Source organism: Kitasatospora sp. NPDC056800 (assembly GCF_042789775.1).
Classification (GTDB): Bacteria; Actinomycetota; Actinomycetes; order Streptomycetales; family Streptomycetaceae; genus Kitasatospora.
The window spans coordinates 43,228-63,527 of the sequence record NZ_JBHUAL010000018.1 but is presented as its reverse complement, the minus strand read 5'-3'; the positions used below and the strand labels follow the sequence as shown (position 1 = coordinate 63,527).

The following is a 20,300-nucleotide window of genomic DNA, read 5'->3' as shown; positions in this document are numbered from 1 at the left end:
GGAGAAATGGTGCAGGAGGGGGACGGCCGGATGGCGGGCGGGGTCGATCTGGTGGTGATCGGGGCGGACGGCGGGCCCGACCGGGCCTTCGGGGGTGCGGCGCTCGCGCCGGACGGCGCCCGGCTGCTCGCCGAGGTGCTGCCCGGGATGTGCTTCGACACCGGCGCGGCCGGCTGCCGGGTCACCACGGTGCCGCCGGACGCGGACGCCAACGCGATGCTCACCGCCGTCCGGGACGCCGCCCTGCACCCCGGCCGCTGGCTGCTGGTCTGCCTGGTCGGCCAGCTGGTGGCCGATCCGCGCGGCCGCCGGCTCGCCCTGGTCACCGCCGGCAGCACCGCCGACAACGCCTACCGCCGGGGCCTGGCCTGGGACTGGGTGGTCAGCGCGATGGTGCACGGGGACCAGGAGGAGGCGCTGCTGCTGGTCGACGCGGCGGTCGACCGGGACGCCTGGGCGGCGCTGGAGCGCGGCGAGGACGGCGCGGGCGAACTGCTGAGCTACTCGAGGGTCCCGCTGTGGGGCCGGATCGGCCGCTACAGCCCGGGCAGCCGCTACGCCCCGGGCAGACGCGGCCGGGACGCCGTCCTGCCGGGCGGGGAGGGTTCGTTCAGCCGGGCCCTGACCACCGTCCTGCGCGAGGGCGTCCCGGGTGCCCCCGCGGCCGTCTCCCCGCTCGATCTCCAGCCGGCCGTGGCCGCGCTGACGGACGGCGGGGAACCGGCCGGTAGTTCGGGTGCGCCTGGCGCGCGCCTGCTCGTTCCGCCGCACGCCGGGCGGCTCCTGATGCGCAATCGGGCCGCGGTTCGGGGCGCATTGGCCGGATTGTCGCTTTCCGAAGAACTGTTGGCCGTTCTGTGGCGGGAAAGTGCCCCGACGGAACCGCCTTCCGCGTAAGGTCAGGGGGCCTGAGGTGTTGCCGTGATGGGGTGGGTTGGCGAAGAATCGATCCCCAGCGGAAACACCGGTGGGACGGCGGAATTCTCCTGGCGGCCGTGGATCACGGATCAGGTCGGTCGCAATGAGGTGGGGCCATGCGGCAGCGCGGAAATGTGTTGCGCCCTGGGGCGGTTGGGGTCGGTGGGGCGGTTCTGGTGTTGCTGCTCGGTGCTTGTGCGGGCGGTGGTGCGGGCGGTTCCGTCGATCGCATCGGGTCGGCCGCGCCCACCGTCGCGGGAGTGAACCCGCTAACTCCTTCGAGTGGTTCGGCAAACGATTCGATCGCGCCGACCAGTGGTCCGGAAGGGGCCATGGCACGGCTGGCCCTGAAGGCGTATCAGGACTGGTGGCAGGCCCAGGCCGAGGTGTTCGGACGGTCGGATTCGGACGGTTACGGACTGGAGCAGTACTCCTCCGGTCGGGCGCTGTCCGACAGCCTGGTCAGCCTCCGGCAACTGCGCGACGCCAAAGTGGTGATGACCGGAACGCCGCGCAATTCCGCGGTGGTCAAGACCGTCGACCTGAAAGCCGATCCGCAGACCGCCGTGATCGAGGACTGCGTCGACCTGTCCGGCTGGCACCGCGTCGATGCCGTCACCGGGGCCGCCAAGGATCCCGGAGCACGCCTGAACCGGTACGTCGGAACCGCTTCCCTGCGCTGGTTCCAAGCACATTGGTTGATCTACGACTTCAAGCGGGAGGTGGATCGGACATGCTGAACGCGCGGAAACCGGCCCGGCGAATCTCGGTCGTCGCGTCGATGTCGGCGGGGTTGCTGCTGTCCTCGGCGGTGGGTGCGACCGCGGACGAACCGCCGAGCGGCGGGGCCGAGCAGTGCTACCCGAACGTGATCTGCGTGGACGTCAATTCCGGGGGGACGACCACGACGCCCGGCGGATCGAAGCCCGGCGGTGGCGGCGGTTCGGGCACCGGCCCGCAGCTGTGCAGCTACCACGACGTCCCCTGGGCCTGCCACGACCCCCAGCTGGGCTGGTTCAGCAGCGACAAGGGCTGCTACTTCCGCCCGCTGGACAACCCGCCGGCCGCCGGCGACCCGGCCTGGGGCGGCCACGACCCGAAGGACGGCTCGCTCTACACGAAGGTCTGCCCGCAGACCGACGGGGGCCTGGGCGGCGCCGAGGTCGTCTTCGAGCCCACCTCGCCGGACGGGCAGAACGTCAACGCGGAGGCCACGGCCATCCAGACCGCCTACGACCGGGTCCGCTTCCGGCCCCCGGTGGGCCGGGCCGCGCCCCAGAAAACGGCGGTGGTCAACGCCCCGGTCTGGCTCTGGGCGGACGACGCCGCGCTGCCCGCACCGGGCAACGCGTCGGTCGCGGGCATCTCGGTCACCGTCACGCCCCGGCTGGTGAAGGCGGACTGGAGCTTCGGCGACCACCTCCAGACCTCCTGCACCACGCCCGGCACGCCGTACGTCCCCGCGTACGGCGACGCGAAGTCCCCGGACTGCGGCTACGAGTTCAGGACCAGCTCGGCCCGTGAGAAGAACGGCGTCTTCAGCGCCACGGTGACGATGCACTGGGAGGCCGCCGTGGTGGTCACCGGCGGGCGGAACCCGCGGAAGTTCACCATCCCGGGCATCAACCAGAGCAGCAAGCCCTTCGAGCTCAAGGTCGCCGAGATGCAGGTGCTCAACTGAGCGCTCCGGCGCGGCGATCCGCGCACTGACCAGCCAGAAGAGCCAGACCGGCCGGACGAGCCGGACGAGCCAGAGACGAACGAGGGAAGGGCGGAACCCGGTGGAGAACCGTACGTTCGCGACGCCGGGATCCGGCACCTCCGCGGGCGCGGCGGCGTCCGTGGCACTCCCGGAGCAGCCGGAGCAGGGCGGCCCGGGCAAGGGCCGGGGGCTGCCGCACGCGCCCGGGCGGACCATGCGGGCGCGGCGGCGGCGCCCGGCGGTGCTGGCGATGGCGGTCGCGCTGATCGCGGCCGGCGGGCTGGGCGGGGCCGTCCTCTACAACAGCACCGGCCAGCGGGTCGCGGTGCTGGCGCTGGCCCGGGACGTGCCGTGGGGGCAGGTGATCACCGAGGACGACCTGGTGGTCGCCCGGATCGCGGGGGACCCGGCGCTGCACCCGCTGGCGGCCCAGGACCGGACGAAGGCCGTCGGCATGCGGGCCGCCACCGACCTCAAGCGCGGCGCGATGCTCACCGGGGCCGACCTCGCGCAGGGGCTGTCGGTGCAGCCCGGGCAGATCGTGGTCGGGGTGTCGGCCAAGCGCAGCCAGCTGCCCGCCAGCCGGCTCCAGCCCGGCGTGCAGCTGGTCGTCGTCTTCACCCCCGACAACGGCCGGGCCGACTCGCTGCCCGCCACGGTGATCACCGTCGGCCGGGTGGACACCGACGGCAGCCAGGTGATCGACGTGGCGGTCGGCACCGCGGACGGGCCCCGGCTGGCGCAGTGGGTGGCGAGCGGGCGGATCCAGGTGCTGCTCGCGCCGCGCGGCGGGGCGGCGGGCGGCGCCGCGCCGAACCCGGCGCCGAGCGGTGCGCCCTCGGCTGCCCCCGCCCCCGCCGCTCCTACCCCCGGGGCGACCACGCCGGGTGCCGCCACGTCCGGGGGACCGGCCGCGACGGGCGGCGCCTGATGGCCGTGATCGCGGTGGTCGGTGGCCCGGGCGCACCGGGAGCCACCACCACGGCCCTGGCACTGCTGCTGTCCTGGCCGCTGCCGCCCGGCCGGCGGATCCTGCTGGTCGAGGCCGACCCGGACGGCGGCGCGGTGCTCGCCGGCGCATTGGAGGGCCGGGTCGAGGCGGTGTACGGGCTGCGCAACCTGGCCGTCGCCGACCGGCGCGGGCTGCTCGCGCAGACCATCTGGGAGCAGCTGATCGACCTCTCTCCCGAGGGCAACGCCGAACGGCTGCTGCTGCCCGGGCTGACCGACCCCACCCAGGCGCCCGGCCTCGCCTACACCTGGGAGCCGCTCGCCGAACTGCTGCACGGCGTGGAACAGCAGGGCTACGACGTCATCGTGGACCTCGGCCGCTCCGGCGCCACCGGCCACAGCGCGGTGCTGGCCCGCCGCGCCGACGCGGTGGTGGCGACCGTGCGCACCACGCTGCGCGGGCTGAGCGCGGTCCGGCCCCGGCTCGCCGCCCTGACCGAGGACCTGGCCGCCGCCGGCACCGGCGCGGACGCGCTCGGGCTGCTGCTGGTCGCCGAGGGGCCGTACGCCCGGGCGGAGGTGACCCGGGAGCTCGGGCTGCCGGTCCTCGGGGTGCTGCCGCACGCCCCCCGGACGGCGAAGGTGCTCTCCGACGGCGGGGACACCACCGACCGGCGGTTCATCCGCTCGGAGCTGATGCGCACGGCGCGCTCGGCGGCGGACGAGGTGCAGCTGCTGGTCCGCCGCCGGCGCCAGCGGCTCGCGCCGGGCGCGGCGCCCGCCCAGCTGACGGCGGGCGGCCCGGTGGCGGGCCCGGTCGCGGCGGCGGTGCCGACGCCGCCGGTCCCGGCCGCTCCGATGCCGGCGGCCCAGGCCCCGGCCCCGCCGATACCGACCCCGCCCGTGCCGATGGCGCCGCAGCCGTCGATGCCCGCGCCCGCGCCGGGCCCGTACGGGCAGTCGGCGTACGCTCAGGGCGGCCGGCCGGGGTACGGGCAGGGCGGGCACGGCCAGACCCCGTACGCGCAGGGCCCGCAGGCGCAGGGCCCGTACCCGCAGACCCCGCATGGGCAGGGACCGTACCCGCCGGGCCCGTACGGTGCGGCGGCCCACGGCCGCTCCGGGCCCGGCCGCTCCGGCTACGGGACGGCCGAGGGCGAGCAGCCCTCGTACGCCCCGCCGCAGCCCGTCCCACCGGTGATCACCACCGGACCGGTGGCGCCGCTGGCCGGGCTGGCGCCGCAGCCGGCCGCGCCGGCGCCGTTCCCGGCGCACGTCCAGTCCGCCCCGTACGGCGATCCGGACGACCAGTACCCGCTCCAGCAGCCGTTTGTGACAGACAGTCAGGACAACGTGAACGGGCCGTACCCGCACGACCCCGGGGAGGTGCTCCGTGCGCGGTAGCCCCCTGCACCAGCGTCCCAGCGCCGATCCGGCCGCGCTGCCCTGGGCGGGGCCGGTGCCCGGGCCCGCACCGGTGACCGGTCCGGTCGCCCCGGCGCACGGGTACCAGCCCGGCCCGGTCGCGCCCCAGCCCGGCCCGGCGCAGCCCGTCGCGCCGCAGCCCGTTCCGCCAGGTGCGGCCGCCGGGCCCACCGCCGTGCCCTCCCAGCTGCCCTCGCTGGACCTGCGCGGCTCCGCCACCCGGCCCGTAGTGGACCCGCAGGTCGCCCGCGAGCTCAAGCGTCAGGTCGCGGCCGAACTGCACCAGCAGATCACCCGGTTGACGCTCTCCTCCGGCTCCGAGCCGGACCGCGCCACTCGCCGCCAGCGCGGCCGGGCGCTGATCGAGGAGGCCGTCGCCCGGTGGTCCGACGCGTACGCCCAGACCCACGGCATCCCGCCCACCCGGGATCAGGACCGCGCCCTCGCCGAGGCCGTCTTCGACCTGCTGTTCCGGGCCGGCCGGCTCCAGCCCTACCTGGACGACCCGGAGATCGAGAACATCCTGATCAACGGCTGCGACGACGTCTGGGTCTCCAAGGTGCACCAACCCCTGCGCCAGGTACCGCCGGTGGCCGACAGCGACGCCGAACTCGTCGAACTGCTCCAGGACCTGGCCCGCCAGCACGGCGGCGGCGAGCGCAGCCTGTCCACCGCCAGCCCGACCCTCGCGCTGCGGCTGGAGGGCGGCATGCGCCTCCAGGCGCTCACCGAGGTGACGCCCCGCCCGTACGTGGCGATCCGGCGCCACCGGGTGGCCTCCGCGACGCTCCCCGAGATGGTCGAACTCGGCACCCTGGACGCCACCTTGGCGGCCTTCCTGGCCGCCGCGATCCGGGCCCGGAAGAACGTGATGATCACCGGCACCCAGGGCGTCGGCAAGACCAGCCTGCTGCGCGCGATGGCCGCCGAGATCCCGCCGGACGAGCGGATCGGCACCCTGGAGTCGGAGTTCGAACTCTGGCTGCACACCCTCGGCCACCTGCGCCAGGTCGTCCCGATGGAGGCCCGCGAGGGCAACGGCGAGCGCGTCGAGGGGCGCCTGGCCGGGGAGTTGACCCTCGGCGACCTCATCCCGGCCGCGCTGCGGATGACGCTCTCCCGGATCATCGTCGGGGAGGTCCGCTCCGGCGAGGTCGTCCCGATGCTGCGGGTGATGACCAACGGCGAGGGCGGCTCGATGTGCACCCTGCACGCCCGCGGCCCGCACATGGTCGTCGACCGCATCGCCGAACTCTGCCTGGAGTACGGCTCGCACATGACCGACTCACTCGCCTACCGGCTCACCGCCAACGCCCTGGACCTCATCGTGCACGTCACCATGGTCGACGAGACCGCCGTCGGCGGCCGCCGGCACCGCTTCGTCTCCCACGTCCTGGAGGTCACCGGCCTCGGGGAGAGCGGCCGGCCCGCGCTGAACACCGTCTTCGGCCCCCGGCCGGACCTCGGCGAGCCGCGGGCCGTCCCGCACACCCCGCCGCAGTGCCTGGACGACCTGCGCCGGGCCGGCTTCGACGCCTCGCTGCTCGGCTCCCGGTACGGGAGTTGGGCCACCCCGCTGCAGCTGCGGATCGGCGGTGGCAGCCGGTGATGCTGCTCTTCGCCCTGTGCGGGCTGGCGGTCGCGGGCGGCATGGTCGCCCTGGCGCTCTGGGCCCGCGGCAGCGAGCCCGTCGAGGAGGACGAGGCCGAGCGGGCGGTCAACCCGCTGGCCGGCCGGCTCCACGTGTTCTGGTACGGCGCGCCCGGGACGGCCGGGCACCGGATGGTGCGGCTGCGCCGCGTCCAGCTGCCGCTGGCGCTCGCCGGCGCGCCGCTGGCCTGGCTGTTCACCGGCATCCCGCTGACCGCGCTGCTGGTGCCGCTGGCCGTCTTCGGCCTGCCCTGGCTGTTCGACACCACCCGCCCGGACACCCACCGGATCGAGCGGCTGGAGGCGCTCTCCGAGTGGACCCAGCGGATCGCCGACGTGCTGCTGCTCGGGGTCGGCCTCAACCAGGCCATCGTCACCAGCCGGCGCACCGCCCCGGCCGCCCTGGAGGACGAGATCGGCGAGCTGGCCGCCCGGCTGCAGGCCCGCTGGCGGCCCGAGGAGGCGCTGCGCGCCTTCGCCGACAGCCTCGCCGACGCCACCGCCGACAAGGTGCTCGCCGCGCTCGTGCTGCGGGCCGGGGACAGCGGCCCCGGCCTGGCCCGCACGCTCTCCGACATGGCCGACTCGGTGCGCGAGGAGGTCCGCCAGCGCCGCGCCATCGAGGCCGACCGGGCCAAGCACCGGACCACCATCCGCTGGCTGGTCGGCATCATCGTGCTGGTCGTCACCGTCGGCTCCTTCAACACCGAGTACACCCGGCCGTACGGGACCTTCCTCGGCCAGGTGGTGCTCGCCGTGGTCGCCGCCCTGTTCGTGGCGATCATCGCCTGGATGCGGGCGCTGGCCTCCCACCCGCCGGTGCCCCGGCTGCTGACGCCCGACCGGCGCAGCAGGAGCGGACGGCGGACCAGCGCCGCGCCGACCGGGCCGGAGCCGGTCGAGCAGCTCGGGGAGGTCCGATGATCTCCCCCTGGTCCGTGCTGGCCGGCGCCGCCGCGGCCGGCGGCCTCGCCCTGCTGGTCGCCGAACTGCGGCCGGCGCCACCGGACCTGCGCCAGGCGCTGGACCGGCTGCACGCCACCCCCGCCGACCGCGAGCAGGACCCGGACGAGCGGCCCCGCTGGTACGACCGGATCGGCGAGCGGTCCGTCCACCTGCGCGGGGTCTCCGTCCCGCGCCGCGAGCTCGCCCTGATCGGCCGCACCCCGGCCCGGTTCATGGTGCACAAGCTGCTGTTCTCCGCGCTCGGCCTGCTGCTGCCCGCCTACCTGGGCGCGATGGCCGTGCTGATGGGCGTCGGCCTGCCGTTCGCCCTGCCGCTGGTCGCCGGGCCGCTGCTGGCCGGACTGCTCTGGTTCGTCCCGGACGCCGTCGTGCGCGGCGAGGCCAAGGAGGCGCGCACCGAGTACCTGCACGGCATCGCCGCCTACCTGGAGCTCGTCGCGATGGAGCGGGCCGCCGACTGCGGCCCCGCCGAGGCGCTGCGCCGGGCCGCCGCGGTCGGGCGGGGCGCGGTGTTCCGGCGGATCCGCGACGCGCTGGAGCGCGCGGCCACCGACCGGCTCCCGCCGTGGGCCGGACTCGACGCGCTGGCCGAGGAGTTGGGGCTCAGCCCGCTCCAGGACGTGGCCGACATCATGCGGCTGTCCGGCAACGACGGCGCCGCCGTGTACGACACCCTGCGGGCCCGGGCCAAGGGCCTGCGCGGGGAACTGCTCGCCGAGGACCTCGCCCGCGCGAACGCCGACAGCGAGCGGATGGTCGCGCCCGGGGCCGCCCTGACCCTGCTGATGACCGTCCTGATCGTCTTCCCCGCGCTGCACCAGATGCTCAACTGACAGCCGTCCCAGAGCAGTCGACACCACACCACACCGCCACGTCCCTCCGGAGAGACCCGATGACCGTACGACTCGTCCAACTGGCAGACCGGGTGCTGCGCCCCGTCCTGCTACCGGTCCAGTTCGCACTCCTGCTGTTCACCCTGCGGCTCGGCCGGCTGCGGGCCGCCCGCGCGCGCGGCGACCGCGGTGCGATCAGCATCGAACTCGCCCTCGCCATCATCGCGTTGGTCTTCGTCGCGGGTGCCGTGGCGACCGCGCTCTACCTGCTGAAGGATAAGGTCGTCAAGAAGGTCGAGCAGGACCCGAACATGCCGGGTGCGGGCGGAGCGGGCGGCGCGGGCGGCGCCACCCCGTGATGCGTGCCGCTCTCCGCCGCAGGGGCGACCGGGGGTCGATGAGCGTGAGCCTCGCCATCGTCTTCCCGGTCGTCCTGCTGCTCGTCCTGCTCGTCGTCCAGGCCGCGCTGTGGTGGTACGACCGGCAGGTCGCGCTCACGGCCGCCCGCGAGGGCGTGGACGCCGGACGGGTGCAGGGCAGCGCGACGGACGGCGAGAAGAACGAGGCGGCCCAGCGGCAGGCCCGCGACTTCCTCGACCGGCAGGGCGTGCACGGGTACACGGTGCGGACCGACGGCAGCACGGCGCAGACCATCCGGGTCACCGTGCGGCTGACCCCGCCGCTGCTGATACCCGGGCTCAAGGCGCCCGACATCACCCAGTTCGCCGAGGCGCCCCGCGAGCGCTTCGTACCACCGGCGGTGACACCGTGACGGACGCGCTGCGGACACCGGGCCCACGGCGGCGGTGGTCGGGGCTCCGGTCGCGACCGCGCAGGCCGGACCGGGGCGGGATCGCGATCGAGGCGGCGATCGTCGTGCCGGGGGTGGTCGGGCTGGTCCTGCTGGCCGTCGCCGCCGGACGGGTGCAGACCACGGCCGGCACCGTGGAGGCCGCCGCGCGGGCCGGGGCCCGGACCGCCTCCCTGCAGCGCAGCGTGGACGGGATGGACCAGCCGGCCAGGGACTCCGCCCTCGCGACGCTGCGCCAGCAGGGCGTGTGGTGCCGCGACGGGGACGTGCGGGTCGGCAAGGGGGAGCTGAACCTGCCCGGCGGACCGGTCACGACCGTCACCGTCACGGTGGTCTGCGACGTGGAGCTGGCCGACCTGCTCGGCGGACCGTCCGGGATACCCGTGACGAAGCACCTCGTCGGCGAGTTCACCTCGGTGGTGGACCGTTACCGGGGCACATGACAGCGCGCGGCGCCGTCACCGGGAAGACAGGGGATTGGAGACGGCCCGTGCGGGGGAGACGCAAGCGGAGAGCGCTCGGGGGATGGCGGAACGGTACCGAGCGGCGCCCGGTGGGGGCCGGTGGGGAGAGCGTCGTGCGAAGTGGGGGGAGGGGACGGAAGTGGTGAGCCGTCTGCGGCGACGGCTGTCGGCGCGCCGGTCCGACCGGGGCGCGGTGGCCCTCTTCGTGGCGATCTGCGCGGCCTACGTCGTGCTCGTCATCGCCCTGGTGATCGACGCCGGCGGCCGGCTGCGGGTCGCCGAGCGGACCGACGCCTACGCCCTGGAGGCCGCGCGGGTCGGGGGCCAGCAGCTCGACCGGGCGGCTGTCCTCCAGGGCAAGGGCTTCAAGGTCCAGGAGAAGTACGTGCGGGACGCCGCCGATGCCTACCTGGGCCTGTACGGCCTGCGGGCGGGCGGCATCGAGTTCTCCGGTGACGGCAGGGTCGTCACCGTCACCGTGCAGGCCGACTACCGCCCGGTCCTGCTGGGCGCCCTCGGGGAGCGGAAGGTTACGGGCAAGGGCAGTGCGACCCTCGTCCACGGAGTAGAGAAAGCGGAGACCGACTGATGGCCGCGCCACGTGCCAAGGACCAGGCCCGTACCGCCCAGGCCCGAAACGGCCAGGCCCCCAACGGCCGGGCCGGGACGTCCCATCGGGCCGGCGGTGCCCGAAGGCCCGCCGCCCCGGCGCCCCGACCACCCCGCGGCCGCGGCCGCGCCGTGATCACCGCGCTCGGCGCGCTGGTCGCCCTGCTCGCGCTGCTGTTCGGCGTCCCCGCGCTGTTGCTGTACGGCACCGACGCGGTCGCCGGGATGGGCGAGGTCGCCTCGGGCGGGGTGGGCGAGGCGCTCACCAGTCCGGACGACGGAAGCCTGTTCCTCTGGGCGCTGGTGGTGGTCGGCTGGATCGCCTGGGCCTGCTTCGCGCTCTCCGTCCTGCTGGAGATCCCGGCCCAGCTGCGCGGCCGGATCGCCCGCCGCATCCCGGCCTTCGGCTGGAGCCAGCGGCTCGCCGCCGGGCTGGTCGGCTCGGTGCTCGCCCTGCTCCCGGTGGCCGGCTCGGCCTTCGCGGCCGTCCCCGAGCCGAACCACAGCCCGGTCGTCCAGGCGCAGTTGACGCCGGGCGTGCAGCGCGCCGCACTGCCCGCCGCGCAGGCCGCGCCGGCCCTGACTCCGGCCGCCGAGCAGCAGAGCACGTACACCGTCCGGGACGCCCGGCCGGCCGACAGCCTGTGGTCCATCGCCGAGCGCCAACTGGGCTCGGGGGAACGCTGGGTGGAGATCGCCAAGCTCAACGACGGCCGGGTGATGGGCGATTCGGGCATCCGCTTCGACGCCGACCGGCCGATCCAGCCCGGCTGGGAGCTGCTGATGCCGGCGGACGCCAAGCCGGACGAGGCGAGGACGCCCGCCCCGGCCCCCTCGGGCGACCCGGCGCAGGGCGCGCCGCAGGAGACGCCGCAGAGCGCTCCGCAGTCCGGGACGGAGGCCGGCGGGCCCGGTGGCGCGGGCGGTGCGGCCGGCTCCGGCGGCCAGCGGACCGTCACCGTCCAGACCGGGGAGAGCCTGTCGGCCATCGCCCAGCGGGAGCTGGGGGACGGGGAGCAGTGGCCGAAGCTGTTCGAGGCGAACAAGGGGGCGCAGGCCCCGGACGGGACGCAGCTGACCGACCCGGACGTGGTGGTGCCGGGGATGGTGCTCACCGTTCCGGGGGCGGGGGGTGCCGCACCGGCGCCCGCACCGGCTCCCGCTGATCAGGCTCCGGCCGACCAGGCCCCGGCCCCCGCGCCGGCCCCCGCCGACCAGGCTCCGGCGCCGGGCGCTCCCGCGCCGGGCGCGCCGCAGTCGGCCCCGGCGCCCGCGCCCACGCACGCGCCGGCCCACGCGCCCGCCCCCGCCGCGCACGCCGACCCGGCCCCCAGCGACGACTACACCGTCGCCCTCTCGGCCTCCACCGTCGGCGTCCTGCTCGCGGCCGTCATGGTCGGCGCCGTCGCCCACAAGCGCGGCACCCAGCAGCGCGCCCGCCGCCCCCGGCACCGCATCGCGATGCCCGAGGCCGAGGCCGCCGCCTTCGAGAACGAGCTGATGGCCCGGCAGGACCAGGCCGGACTGGACCTGCTGGACCGCTCCCTGCGCACCCTGGCCCGCAACACCGTGCGCGGCGGCAAGCGGCTGCCCGCCATCGTCGCCGCCCGGATCACCCCGGGCCAAACCATCGAACTGCACCTGTCCGGACCGGCCACCCCGATCGCGCCGTTCCGCGCCGCGCACGCCGCCAACGTGTGGTGGTGCAGCGCCGACTCGGGCGACCTGCTCAGCCCCGGCCAGGCCCGCAAGACCGCCGCGCCCTATCCCGCGCTGGTCACCCTCGGCACCTCGCCGGACGGCTCGGTGGTCCTCGCCGACCTGGAGGCCGTCCGGCTGCTCCACCTGTCCGGCCACCCGGACGACGCCCGCGACGTGCTGCGCACCCTCGCCGTCGAACTGGCCCACAGCCCGCTCGCCGACCGGCTGCACCTGCACCTGGTGGACCTCGCCGAGGAGGTGCCGATCAGCGGCCCGGCCGCCGAACGCGTGCACCGCCACCCCACCCTGGAGGCCGCGCTCGCCGCCCTCGGCCCGCGCACCGCCAAGGCCCGCGCCACCCTGGTCGCCGCCGAGGCCACCAGCCCGCGCGAGGCCCGCAGCCGGGGCCAGGCCGACGAGTCCTGGACGCCCGAGATCGTGCTCTGCGCCCACCAGCCCGGCGGGGACGTCCCGGCCGAGCTCGGACGCCTGCTCGACGCCCGTCCGCGCACCTGCGTCGCCGTCATCACCCGTGCCCCCGAGCGCGGCACCGGCCCGGTCGCCCGCTGGACCCTGCCGGCCTCCGGCCAGGCCGCGATCCCGGGCCTGCACCTCACGGTCGAGCTGCAGCGGCTCAGCGACCGGCAGTACGACCAGGTCGCCGAGCTACTCCGGGTCGCCGACGACACCACCCAGCACCCGGCCCCGGCCTGGACGCTGGACGGGCCGGAGGACGACACCGACACCACCGAACTGCCCGCCGCCGTACCGGTGCTGGCCGCCGTCGGGGCCTCGGCCGCCGTGGCGGTCCCGGCCATCGGAGGTCCGGCTGCTGCGGCTCCGGTCGGTGGGGCTTCGACCGGCGGGGCCTCCGTCGGTGGGGCTTCCGCCGGCAGGACTTCCGTCGGCGGGGCTTCGGCAGGCGGGGCTTCGGCAGGCGGGGCGGAGGAAGGCGCGGCCGCCGGTCCCCGGCTGCTCGCCCGGGTCATCGGCACCGGCGCCAGCCCGTTCGCGGGCACCGATCCGGTGGCGCCCGCTCCGACCCCTGCCGCGCTGCCGCCCGCGGCGTCCAGCCCGGCTTCGGCTCCGGCGCCTGCCTCGGCCGGCCCGGCGCGGTTCGCCGTCAACGGGCAGGGACGGCAGGCGGCGACCGACGAGACCACCCGCGACCTGCGCCGGCCGGGCCTGGCGGAGGACGAGGGGACGGCCGGGCCGGGGGACACCGGTTCGGAGTCCACGGCGACGGTCGTGCTCGCCGTCCAGCCGGTCGTGCCGCAGCCCGTCGTGGCGGAGCCGACCGCGTCGAAGACGGCCGAGGGCCTTGTGCCGTCGACCGAGCCCGTTCCCGCTGCCGCTGCCGCTCCCGAGGCTGCCGTCGCCCTCGGGACCGGACCGGCCGGGACGGCGGAGACCGCGGAGGCCGTCGAAGCCGCCGAGGCCGTCGGTGCGGAGCAGCCCGGCCCCGCCGCCGTCGCCCCGGTCGCCCGGACGACGCCCGGCCGCAGCGACAGCGACGACCTGCTCGCCATCCTCCGCTCCCCGGAGGCGCACGCCCCCCGCAACGCCCCCCGGATCCGGCTGCTCGGCCCGGTGGACGTCGCGGGAGTCCTCGGCGCCGCCGCACCCGGCGCGCTGCCCCGGCTCACCGAACTGGCCGTCTACCTGGCGCTGCGCCCCGGGTCCGACCGCCACGCGCTCGACCACGACCTGCACCCCGGCGCGGCGCACCTCGACCCGCACCCCACCGCGGCCGGCTCCGAGAGCCCGCTGCCGGCCAAACTCGCCGACCTGGCCGCCTGGTTCGGCACCTCGCCGGAGGGCCGGGTCTTCCTGCCCACCGAGGGCACCGAGGGCTACTCCTTCGCCCCGGCGGTCACCTGCGACTGGGACGAGTTCCGCGGCCTCTACCGGCGCGGCATGCGCAGCACCAGCGCCACCGCCGACGCGGCCCTCGCCCACGCCCTGGCCCTGGTCCGCGGCGCGCCGTTCGCCGAGGCCCCGCCGGCCTCGTACGGCTGGGCCGAGGCCGAGCGGCAGGACATGATCGCGGCGATCGTCGACACGGCCCACGAACTGGCCGCCCGCCGCCTGCAGTACGGCGACCACCGCAGCGCCGAGGCCGCCGTCTTCCGCGGCCTCGCCGTCGCCCCGGACGTCGAACTGCTGCACCGGGACCTCTTCTATGCCTACGCCTCGGCCGGCGCCCGGGACCAACTCCTGCGCGCCGTCAACCGGTTGGACGCCCTCAGCCGCCGGACCGGCCGGGACCTGGACGCCGACACCGTCGCCCTGCTGCGGGACCTGCTCGCGGGCTCCTGACGCCGTGACCGCCCGTCCGGCCACTCCTGTTCCAGGGGTGGCCGGACGGGTTTCCGGGAGCGGTCACTCCTCCCAGGAGAAGGGCCGGCAGGCACAGGCGCCGTCGCGCGCCGGTTCGGCGGCCGAGTGGACGTCCTGGACGACGGCCTCCGGAACCCGTGCCACGGCCACCAGGACCCGCCGGTCGTCCGCCGGGGTCCGCGCGACCACCTCGACCTGCTCCTGCTCCTCCGCCGTCGCCCGGACGAGCGAGCTGAACACGTACGCCCCGCCCTCGACGCCGTACCCGTCCGCCCACAGCTCGACCAACGCCCCGCCGTGCAGGGCCAGATGCCAGCGGGACGGTGTTCCGGCGACGGGTTCCATGGCGGGGCAGTGTAGTCAGGCCGTCCGCAGCCAGGCGTCCAGCGCGGCGAAGTCCGCCTCGGTGAGCCCGCGTCGGGGATCGACCCGGTGGAGCAGGGCGCGGGCGGGGGAGTGGGCGGCGACCCAGCGGCGGTCGGCCCCGGTGATCTCGTCGTCCACCCAGGCGAACGGCCGCCCGCCAGCCCAGGCGACCAGCGTGCGGGTCTTCCAGTGCAGGCCCTGCGGCGGGTACGTGGCGTCCGCGGTGTCCGCGTCCTCCGCGTCGTCAGAGTCGTCAGAGTCGTCCACCGGCCAGTCCACGACGGGCAGTCGGGGCAGACCGAGCCAGGGCGCGAGGCACTCGTTGGCGTCCTCCAGCCAGGTGGTGGCCCACACCGGCTCGGCCGGCAGGCGGAGCAGCCGAGGGCCCAACTCCGGGTCCACGCGGGCGATCAGCGGGTTCCCGCCCGGCGTCGTACCGGCCGGGACGTGCGGGCTGCGCTGGACGGGGTAGCCGCCCGGCGGCGGGCCCCCGAAGGGGATCAGCGGACCGTCCACGTCGAGGAAGAGCAACGGGCGATCGGTATCGATCATGACGGCACCTTAGCGGGCGGCGCGGGCGGTGTGGCGCGCCGATCGGCCACCCGGCCTGGAACGGGCGAGCCGGGATCTCGTAGGGTGGCGCGCACGGAGTGTGGTGGCAGGCACCACGCAGTCGAGGGCATCAGACGCCGCGGGAGCGGCGGGGCGGGGCGGTGACCAGGAGATGGCGGAGACGACAGCGGTTTCCGGAGGTCCCGACCCGGCCGGGGGCTCGGGTCCCTGGGACGCCGTACCGCCGCCCCCGCGCCTCCCGGCCGAGGAGCACCCGCCGGGCCCCGCCGCGCTGTACGAGCCGCCGCCGGCGCCCCCGGCCGCTCCCCCGGTCGCGCCGCCGCCCGCACCACCGGTCGCGCCGCCGCCCGCACCGCCCGTCCCGCCCACCGGATGGACCCTCACCGGGCTGCCCGCCGCCGGGGCCGCGTCCACGGCGACCCCGCCGCCGTTCCCGGTCCAGAGCGCGGCGCCGAGCGCCGCCGCCGTCGGCGCGGGCGGGCTCGGAGCCGCGCCGCGTGGACGGATCCTGGTCATCGAGGGCGGGTACGGAACGTCCGGCCGCCGCACCTGGGGCCGCGGCGGACCGACCCAGGCACCCGTGCTCTCGGCGATGCTCGCCGCCGTCTCGCCGCAGGTGCTGCTCGCCGCGGACGCGGTGGACGCCGTCCACCTCCCCGGCGCCGGGGACCCGCACACCGTCCTCGCCCACCTGCGCGCCGCCTCCCGGCACCCCGGACCGCTGCTGATCCACCTGGGCGGCCACGTCGTCGCCGACAAGCGCGGCGGGCAGCTCCAGCTGACCCTGCGCGACGCCAAGCAGGACGGCCTCCCCTGGCAGGCCGTCGCCGCCGAGCTGAGCCACCGTCCGGCCGAGTGGCAGACCCTCGTCATCGCCGACCTGAGCGCCGACCAGAACGCCTGGCCGTACCTCCAGGGCACCGTCTCGCCGCTCAGCGAGGGGATCCCGCTCTGGGCGGTGGTCAGCCCGGACCCGGAACAGATCGGCACCTTCACCCGCGCCCTGATCGAGGCGCTGCACGGCGGGCGGCCCGGTGCGGGCGAGGTGCTCGCGCCGGAGCAGCTGCGTCAGCAGGTGTACTCGGTGCTGCGGCCGGATGTGGTCATCCTGGCCACGCACGCCCCGGACCGGCCGTTCTTCCGCAACACCGCCCGTCGCGGCGAGGGCCTGCCGGCCGAGGTGGCACCGCTGCCGACCGCCGGTACGGCGCCCTCCGACGCGCCGCCGCCCCCGGTGGCGCCGACGGCGCCGCTGCCGCGTCCGGCGGAGCCCCGGGACGCCGCTCCCGAGTGGCCGGTAGCGGCCCCGGCCGGGGCGCCCGCGTCGTCGGCGGGGTCGGCGGGGGCGGTCGGGTCCGCTGCGTTCGCCGGGTCTCCGGTGGCCGCGGGCGGTCCGGTCAGCCTGGTCAAGCCGGGCGTACCGCCCACCCCGCCGCGGCCGGCCCGCCCGGTCAGCCTGCAGAAGGCGGGCGGGGGCGTCGAGGCACCGGGTGTGACCCTGCGCAAGCCCGCCCCGGCCGACACCGTGCCCGAGGACAGCGCGTCCCCGGCGGGCGTCACGCTCCTGAAGTCCCGGCCGGAGCCGGTGGACGGTGCCGTCGCCGAGCCCGAACTCCCGCAGGAGGAAGCCGCGGTGGCCGCCGAAGCCGCGGCGGAGGCGGTCGGGACCGTGGCCGAGCCGGTGGCCGAGGAGGTAGCGGAGGAGACGGCGGAGGAGACGAGCGAGGAGGCAGCCGAGGGCGCTGCCGGCGAGGTCGTCGAGGAGGCACCCGAGGCCGCGGAGGAGCCCAGGGACGCCGTCCCGGTGGAGTCCGTGCCGACGGACGAGGCGCCCGCCGAGCAGGAGTCCGCCGAGCAGGCTCCCGCCGACGTCGTTCCGGTGGACGGGACACCTTCTGACGAGGTGCCGGCCGACGCCGTGCCGCAGGACGAAGCGCCGACCGAGGACGCTCCCGCCGACGCGCCGCCCGCCCCGAGTGACGCCCCTGCCGACGCACCGGCCGACGAAGCCGCTGCGGCCGCTGCGGCCGCTGCGGCCGCTACGCCCCGCGCGGACTACCGCGAGGTCATCGGACGGATCGTCCGTAGCGCCGAGGCCGGGGACCACGCCGCCGCCACCGACCTGGCCTTCGCCCTCGAACTGGAGGCGATCGCCGAGCACGGTGCCGTCTCCGAGCCGGTGCTGCAGGTCCGGCAGGTCCGGGCGCACGTCTGCCGGCTCGCGGGCCGGTCGGCCGAGGCCGCGGACATCTACCGCGAGGTGGCGCTGACCCTGCTCCGTTCGCAGGGCCCGGACCATGTGGAGACCCAGCGGGCGGCCACCAACGCCGAGGCCTGCTGGCGCGCGATCGCCGACCGTGCGGAGGCCATCCGGATCGCCCCGGAGATCATCGAACTGCGCGCCTACCTCCCGGGCCCGGACGGCCGCAAGCTCCGCGCCGCCGAGCGCTACCTCGCCCAGTTGGCCGCGACCGGCTGACAACCGGCGGTCGTCGGGCGACAGCTGACGGGTAACAGCAGACGGAAAACAGCGAACAGCGGACAGATTTCAAAATCTGTCCGCTGTCGTCTGTTATCTGTTACCTGTCACCCGTCACCCGGTGACCCGCCGGTTCACCGACCGGCGACCGCGTGCACGAACTTCGCGCCGTCGATGGTGCCCAGGCCGCTGGCGAGGTCGTAGCCCTCGGTCGCGTTGTAGCCGGTGACGCCGTTCCAGCCGTTGTCGCCCTGCTTCACGTCCACGATGCCGCTCCACTTGCTCGGCAGCAGGTTCATGCCGTACAGGCGCCAGTTGAGCTGGCCGAGGCGGTGGCCGGCGAGCTGGTCGGCGAGCGCGACGACGCCCGAGAACAGCGGGGTGGCCTCGCTGGTGCCGCCGGTGAGGTGCCAGCCGACCGAGGTCGGGTCGTAGGACTCGTAGGTCCAGGCGGCGCCGTCCACGGCCGCGCTCATGCTGATGTCCGGGGTGCCGCGGTGGTTGCCGGTGACGTTGGCGACGCCGGCCTGGTACCACGGACGCTCGAAGATGCCCGAGACGCCACCGCCGCCGGCGCCGGATTTGTCGTGCCACACCTTGTCGGGCGCGGTGCGGTTGCCCTTGTCGTCCAGGGTGAGCTGGGTGCCGCCGATGGAGGTGACCAGCGGGTCCGAGGACGGCCAGGAGTTGACCTTGTACGGGTACAGGTCGGTGCCGTTCTCCTGGGCGTCGGTGGCGCCGTTGTCGCCGGAGGCGGCGAGCACCGTCACGTTGTGGTCGGCCGCGGCCTGGAAGGCGTAGCGCAGGTCGGTGAGCGACTTGAAGTCGCCCTTGTCGTACCCCGGGAAGGTGTTCTCGGTGGCGCCGAAGCTCTGCGAGATGACGTCGGCGCGGCCGGCCTTGATGAGGGCCTTCTCGGCGTCCATCATCTCGGGCAGGCCGGTGGTGCCCTCGGTCTCGGCGACGCCGGTCTCGACCAGGATGATGTGCGCGTCGGGGGCGATCGCGTGGGCGTACTCGACGTCCAGGGTGGTCTCGCCGGCCCAGCCGGTGTGGTCGGGGTTCTTCGGGTCCCAGGTGGGGACGTTGCCCCACTTGACCACCTCGACGTTGGTGTCCGGGATGCCCCACTGCTTGTCGAAGACCTCCAGGTCGTGCTGGATGGTCGGCGAGCCGAAGGAGTCGACGATGACGATGGTGCGGCCCTTGCCGGTGATGCCCTCCTGGTACAGCGGGTCCAGGTTGTAGGCGGTCCGGTACTGCAGCGGCGAGTAGCAGTGGATACCGACCTGGCTGACGCACTGGGTGGTGCTCAGCGGGGCGGGGCGGCCCTGGGCGTTGTGGTGCCCGAAGGAGGCGGGGCGGACGTGGACGCCCGTGAGATCGTGCGCGGGGGCGGCGATCGCGGTGCCGGCGGCCGGTACGGCGACGGTACCGGCCGTGAGGGCGGTGGCCCCCACGGCGAGCAGGGCCAGGGCGCGGCGGAGGGTGGCGGGGCTGCCCATGGGACTCCTTGGGGCGCAGGGCCCGACCTGGTTCGGTCGGGTCGGTGCGGCCATCCCATCGAGAGCTGCATGATCATGCCATAGTCATTTGGTGGGGCCATGTGATCAAGGACATGGTCATACTCGGCCACGCGAAAAGGTAAAGGCCGTCCCAGGGGAAAGTAACCCCCCACCCGGGACGGCGATATGACGACACGTCAGACGACTGCCTAGCGTGCTCCGCCGTTGACGTACAGCGTCTGCCCGCTGACGTAGGAGGCCTCCTCGCTGGCCAGGAAGGCGACGACCGAGGCGACCTCCTCCGGCTGCCCGACCCGGCGCAGCGGCGTCCGGGCGGCGACCTCGGTCTGGTGCTCCTCGGCGCTGCTGCCGACCCGCTCGGCGGTGGCCGCGGTCATCGCGGTGGCGATGTACCCGGGCGCGACGGCGTTGACATTGACGTTGAACGGCCCGAGCTCGATCGCCAGGGTCGCGGTGAGGCCCTGGATGCCGGCCTTGGCGGCCGCGTAGTTGGCCTGGCCGCGGTTGCCGAGGGCGGAGCGCGAGCTGAGCGAGACGATCTTCCCGTACTTCTGCGCCACCATGTACTTCTGCGCGACGTGGCTGCAGTTGTACGCGCTGGTCAGGTTGACCGTCAGCACCGCGTCCCAGTCGGCCTTCGGCATCTTGAAGAACAGGTTGTCCCGGGTGATCCCGGCGTTGTTGACCAGGATGTGCACCCCGCCGAGGTCCGCCGCGACCTGCGCGAACACCGCCTCCACGGCGTCGTAGTCGGCCACGTCGCAGCCGTACGCCCGGGCGGTGCCGCCCTTGGCGGTGATCTCGGCGACCGTCCCGGCCGCCCGCTCGGCGGTGAGGTCGACCACGGCGACCGCCGCGCCCTCCTCCGCCAGCAGACGGGCGGTGGCCGCCCCGATGCCCTGGGCCGCGCCGGTCACCACGGCGACCTTCCCCGCGAACCGCGTCATGTGAACTCCTCGGAAGTCTGGAGGTTGAAGGTCGGTCCG

The 20,300-nt window shown here is 75.6% G+C and carries 18 protein-coding genes; 14 read left to right on the top strand and 4 right to left on the bottom strand.

Going from position 1 to position 20,300, the window contains the following annotated elements; all coding sequences use genetic code 11:
- Window positions 1-6 precede the first annotated feature (6 nt).
- From ACFRQN_RS06560 to ACFRQN_RS06500, 13 genes are all read left to right on the top strand, one after another.
- Entirely contained in the window at window positions 7-897 is an 891-nt protein-coding gene (locus ACFRQN_RS06560) for a hypothetical protein (protein WP_049658838.1), read from the top strand.
- A 137-nt stretch (window positions 898-1,034) separates the two neighbouring features.
- Complete coding sequence (locus ACFRQN_RS06555; protein ID WP_147409328.1) at window positions 1,035-1,658, top strand: hypothetical protein; 624 nt, start codon at window positions 1,035-1,037, stop codon at window positions 1,656-1,658.
- Window positions 1,652-2,599, top strand: coding sequence for a hypothetical protein (locus ACFRQN_RS06550; RefSeq protein ID WP_380738697.1), 948 nt, complete (start codon window positions 1,652-1,654; stop codon window positions 2,597-2,599). The genes ACFRQN_RS06555 and ACFRQN_RS06550 overlap by 7 nt, the downstream gene beginning before the upstream one ends.
- Window positions 2,600-2,699: 100 nt before the next feature.
- Complete coding sequence (locus tag ACFRQN_RS06545; protein WP_117492594.1) at window positions 2,700-3,551, top strand: SAF domain-containing protein; 852 nt, start codon at window positions 2,700-2,702, stop codon at window positions 3,549-3,551.
- Window positions 3,551-4,975, top strand: coding sequence for a hypothetical protein (locus ACFRQN_RS06540; protein WP_380738695.1), 1,425 nt, complete (start codon window positions 3,551-3,553; stop codon window positions 4,973-4,975). Before ACFRQN_RS06545 ends, ACFRQN_RS06540 begins: the two co-directional genes overlap by 1 nt.
- On the top strand, window positions 4,965-6,605 hold the full coding sequence (locus ACFRQN_RS06535) for an ATPase, T2SS/T4P/T4SS family (protein ID WP_380738693.1): 1,641 nt from the start codon (window positions 4,965-4,967) through the stop codon (window positions 6,603-6,605). Before ACFRQN_RS06540 ends, ACFRQN_RS06535 begins: the two co-directional genes overlap by 11 nt.
- Entirely contained in the window at window positions 6,605-7,570 is a 966-nt protein-coding gene (locus tag ACFRQN_RS06530; protein ID WP_380738691.1) for a type II secretion system F family protein, read from the top strand. The genes ACFRQN_RS06535 and ACFRQN_RS06530 overlap by 1 nt, the downstream gene beginning before the upstream one ends.
- Complete coding sequence (locus tag ACFRQN_RS06525) at window positions 7,567-8,445, top strand: type II secretion system F family protein (protein ID WP_049658133.1); 879 nt, start codon at window positions 7,567-7,569, stop codon at window positions 8,443-8,445. Before ACFRQN_RS06530 ends, ACFRQN_RS06525 begins: the two co-directional genes overlap by 4 nt.
- A gap of 59 nt (window positions 8,446-8,504) precedes the next feature.
- Entirely contained in the window at window positions 8,505-8,804 is a 300-nt protein-coding gene (locus ACFRQN_RS06520) for a hypothetical protein (protein WP_049658132.1), read from the top strand.
- 38 nt (window positions 8,805-8,842) lie between these two features.
- Window positions 8,843-9,217: a TadE/TadG family type IV pilus assembly protein gene (locus ACFRQN_RS06515; RefSeq protein WP_234348625.1), complete on the top strand. Its 375-nt coding sequence runs from the start codon at window positions 8,843-8,845 to the stop codon at window positions 9,215-9,217.
- Window positions 9,218-9,321: 104 nt separating this feature from the next.
- The gene (locus ACFRQN_RS06510; protein ID WP_143204636.1) at window positions 9,322-9,699 is read left to right on the top strand and encodes a pilus assembly protein; all 378 of its coding nucleotides are present in this window, start codon (window positions 9,322-9,324) and stop codon (window positions 9,697-9,699) included.
- A 160-nt stretch (window positions 9,700-9,859) separates the two neighbouring features.
- A complete protein-coding gene (locus tag ACFRQN_RS06505; RefSeq protein WP_049658128.1) occupies window positions 9,860-10,309 on the top strand; it encodes a hypothetical protein in 450 nt (149 codons plus the stop codon).
- The gene (locus ACFRQN_RS06500; protein ID WP_380738689.1) at window positions 10,309-14,349 is read left to right on the top strand and encodes a LysM peptidoglycan-binding domain-containing protein; all 4,041 of its coding nucleotides are present in this window, start codon (window positions 10,309-10,311) and stop codon (window positions 14,347-14,349) included. The genes ACFRQN_RS06505 and ACFRQN_RS06500 overlap by 1 nt, the downstream gene beginning before the upstream one ends.
- 63 nt (window positions 14,350-14,412) lie before the next feature.
- Here the strand turns inward: ACFRQN_RS06500 and ACFRQN_RS06495 are convergent, their stop codons facing one another.
- Window positions 14,413-14,715, bottom strand: a complete 303-nt coding sequence (locus tag ACFRQN_RS06495) for a hypothetical protein (RefSeq protein ID WP_380738687.1) — start codon at window positions 14,713-14,715, stop codon at window positions 14,413-14,415.
- A gap of 15 nt (window positions 14,716-14,730) precedes the next feature.
- Window positions 14,731-15,288 (bottom strand): HAD domain-containing protein, encoded by a 558-nt coding sequence (locus ACFRQN_RS06490; RefSeq protein WP_380738685.1) that lies wholly within the window; start codon window positions 15,286-15,288, stop codon window positions 14,731-14,733.
- Between the two features lie 172 nt (window positions 15,289-15,460).
- Between ACFRQN_RS06490 and ACFRQN_RS06485 the strand changes: the two genes are divergently transcribed.
- Complete coding sequence (locus ACFRQN_RS06485; RefSeq protein WP_380738683.1) at window positions 15,461-17,788, top strand: hypothetical protein; 2,328 nt, start codon at window positions 15,461-15,463, stop codon at window positions 17,786-17,788.
- 134 nt (window positions 17,789-17,922) lie between these two features.
- On the opposite strand, the gene ACFRQN_RS06480 is transcribed toward ACFRQN_RS06485, so the two are convergent.
- Together ACFRQN_RS06480 and fabG are read right to left on the bottom strand one after the other, a co-directional pair.
- On the bottom strand, window positions 17,923-19,293 hold the full coding sequence (locus ACFRQN_RS06480) for a S8 family serine peptidase (RefSeq protein ID WP_049655521.1): 1,371 nt from the start codon (window positions 19,291-19,293) through the stop codon (window positions 17,923-17,925).
- Between the two features lie 209 nt (window positions 19,294-19,502).
- Window positions 19,503-20,261 (bottom strand): 3-oxoacyl-ACP reductase FabG, encoded by a 759-nt coding sequence (fabG, locus tag ACFRQN_RS06475; protein ID WP_049655523.1) that lies wholly within the window; start codon window positions 20,259-20,261, stop codon window positions 19,503-19,505.
- Window positions 20,262-20,300 lie beyond the last annotated feature (39 nt).

What these genes read in the sequence shown, in the direction of transcription:
- ACFRQN_RS06560 (WP_049658838.1), top strand. Translation starts at nt 7, where the DNA reads ATGGTGCAGGAGGGGGACGGCCGGATGGCGGGCGGGGTCGATCTGGTG.
- ACFRQN_RS06555 (WP_147409328.1), top strand. Translation starts at nt 1,035, where the DNA reads ATGCGGCAGCGCGGAAATGTGTTGCGCCCTGGGGCGGTTGGGGTCGGT.
- ACFRQN_RS06550 (WP_380738697.1), top strand. Translation starts at nt 1,652, where the DNA reads ATGCTGAACGCGCGGAAACCGGCCCGGCGAATCTCGGTCGTCGCGTCG.
- ACFRQN_RS06540 (WP_380738695.1), top strand. Translation starts at nt 3,551, where the DNA reads ATGGCCGTGATCGCGGTGGTCGGTGGCCCGGGCGCACCGGGAGCCACC.
- ACFRQN_RS06530 (WP_380738691.1), top strand. Translation starts at nt 6,605, where the DNA reads ATGCTGCTCTTCGCCCTGTGCGGGCTGGCGGTCGCGGGCGGCATGGTC.
- ACFRQN_RS06525 (WP_049658133.1), top strand. Translation starts at nt 7,567, where the DNA reads ATGATCTCCCCCTGGTCCGTGCTGGCCGGCGCCGCCGCGGCCGGCGGC.
- ACFRQN_RS06520 (WP_049658132.1), top strand. Translation starts at nt 8,505, where the DNA reads ATGACCGTACGACTCGTCCAACTGGCAGACCGGGTGCTGCGCCCCGTC.
- ACFRQN_RS06515 (WP_234348625.1), top strand. Translation starts at nt 8,843, where the DNA reads ATGAGCGTGAGCCTCGCCATCGTCTTCCCGGTCGTCCTGCTGCTCGTC.
- ACFRQN_RS06500 (WP_380738689.1), top strand. Translation starts at nt 10,309, where the DNA reads ATGGCCGCGCCACGTGCCAAGGACCAGGCCCGTACCGCCCAGGCCCGA.
- ACFRQN_RS06495 (WP_380738687.1), bottom strand. Translation starts at nt 14,715, where the DNA reads ATGGAACCCGTCGCCGGAACACCGTCCCGCTGGCATCTGGCCCTGCAC.
- ACFRQN_RS06490 (WP_380738685.1), bottom strand. Translation starts at nt 15,288, where the DNA reads ATGATCGATACCGATCGCCCGTTGCTCTTCCTCGACGTGGACGGTCCG.
- ACFRQN_RS06485 (WP_380738683.1), top strand. Translation starts at nt 15,461, where the DNA reads ATGGCGGAGACGACAGCGGTTTCCGGAGGTCCCGACCCGGCCGGGGGC.
- ACFRQN_RS06480 (WP_049655521.1), bottom strand. Translation starts at nt 19,293, where the DNA reads ATGGGCAGCCCCGCCACCCTCCGCCGCGCCCTGGCCCTGCTCGCCGTG.
- fabG (WP_049655523.1), bottom strand. Translation starts at nt 20,261, where the DNA reads ATGACGCGGTTCGCGGGGAAGGTCGCCGTGGTGACCGGCGCGGCCCAG.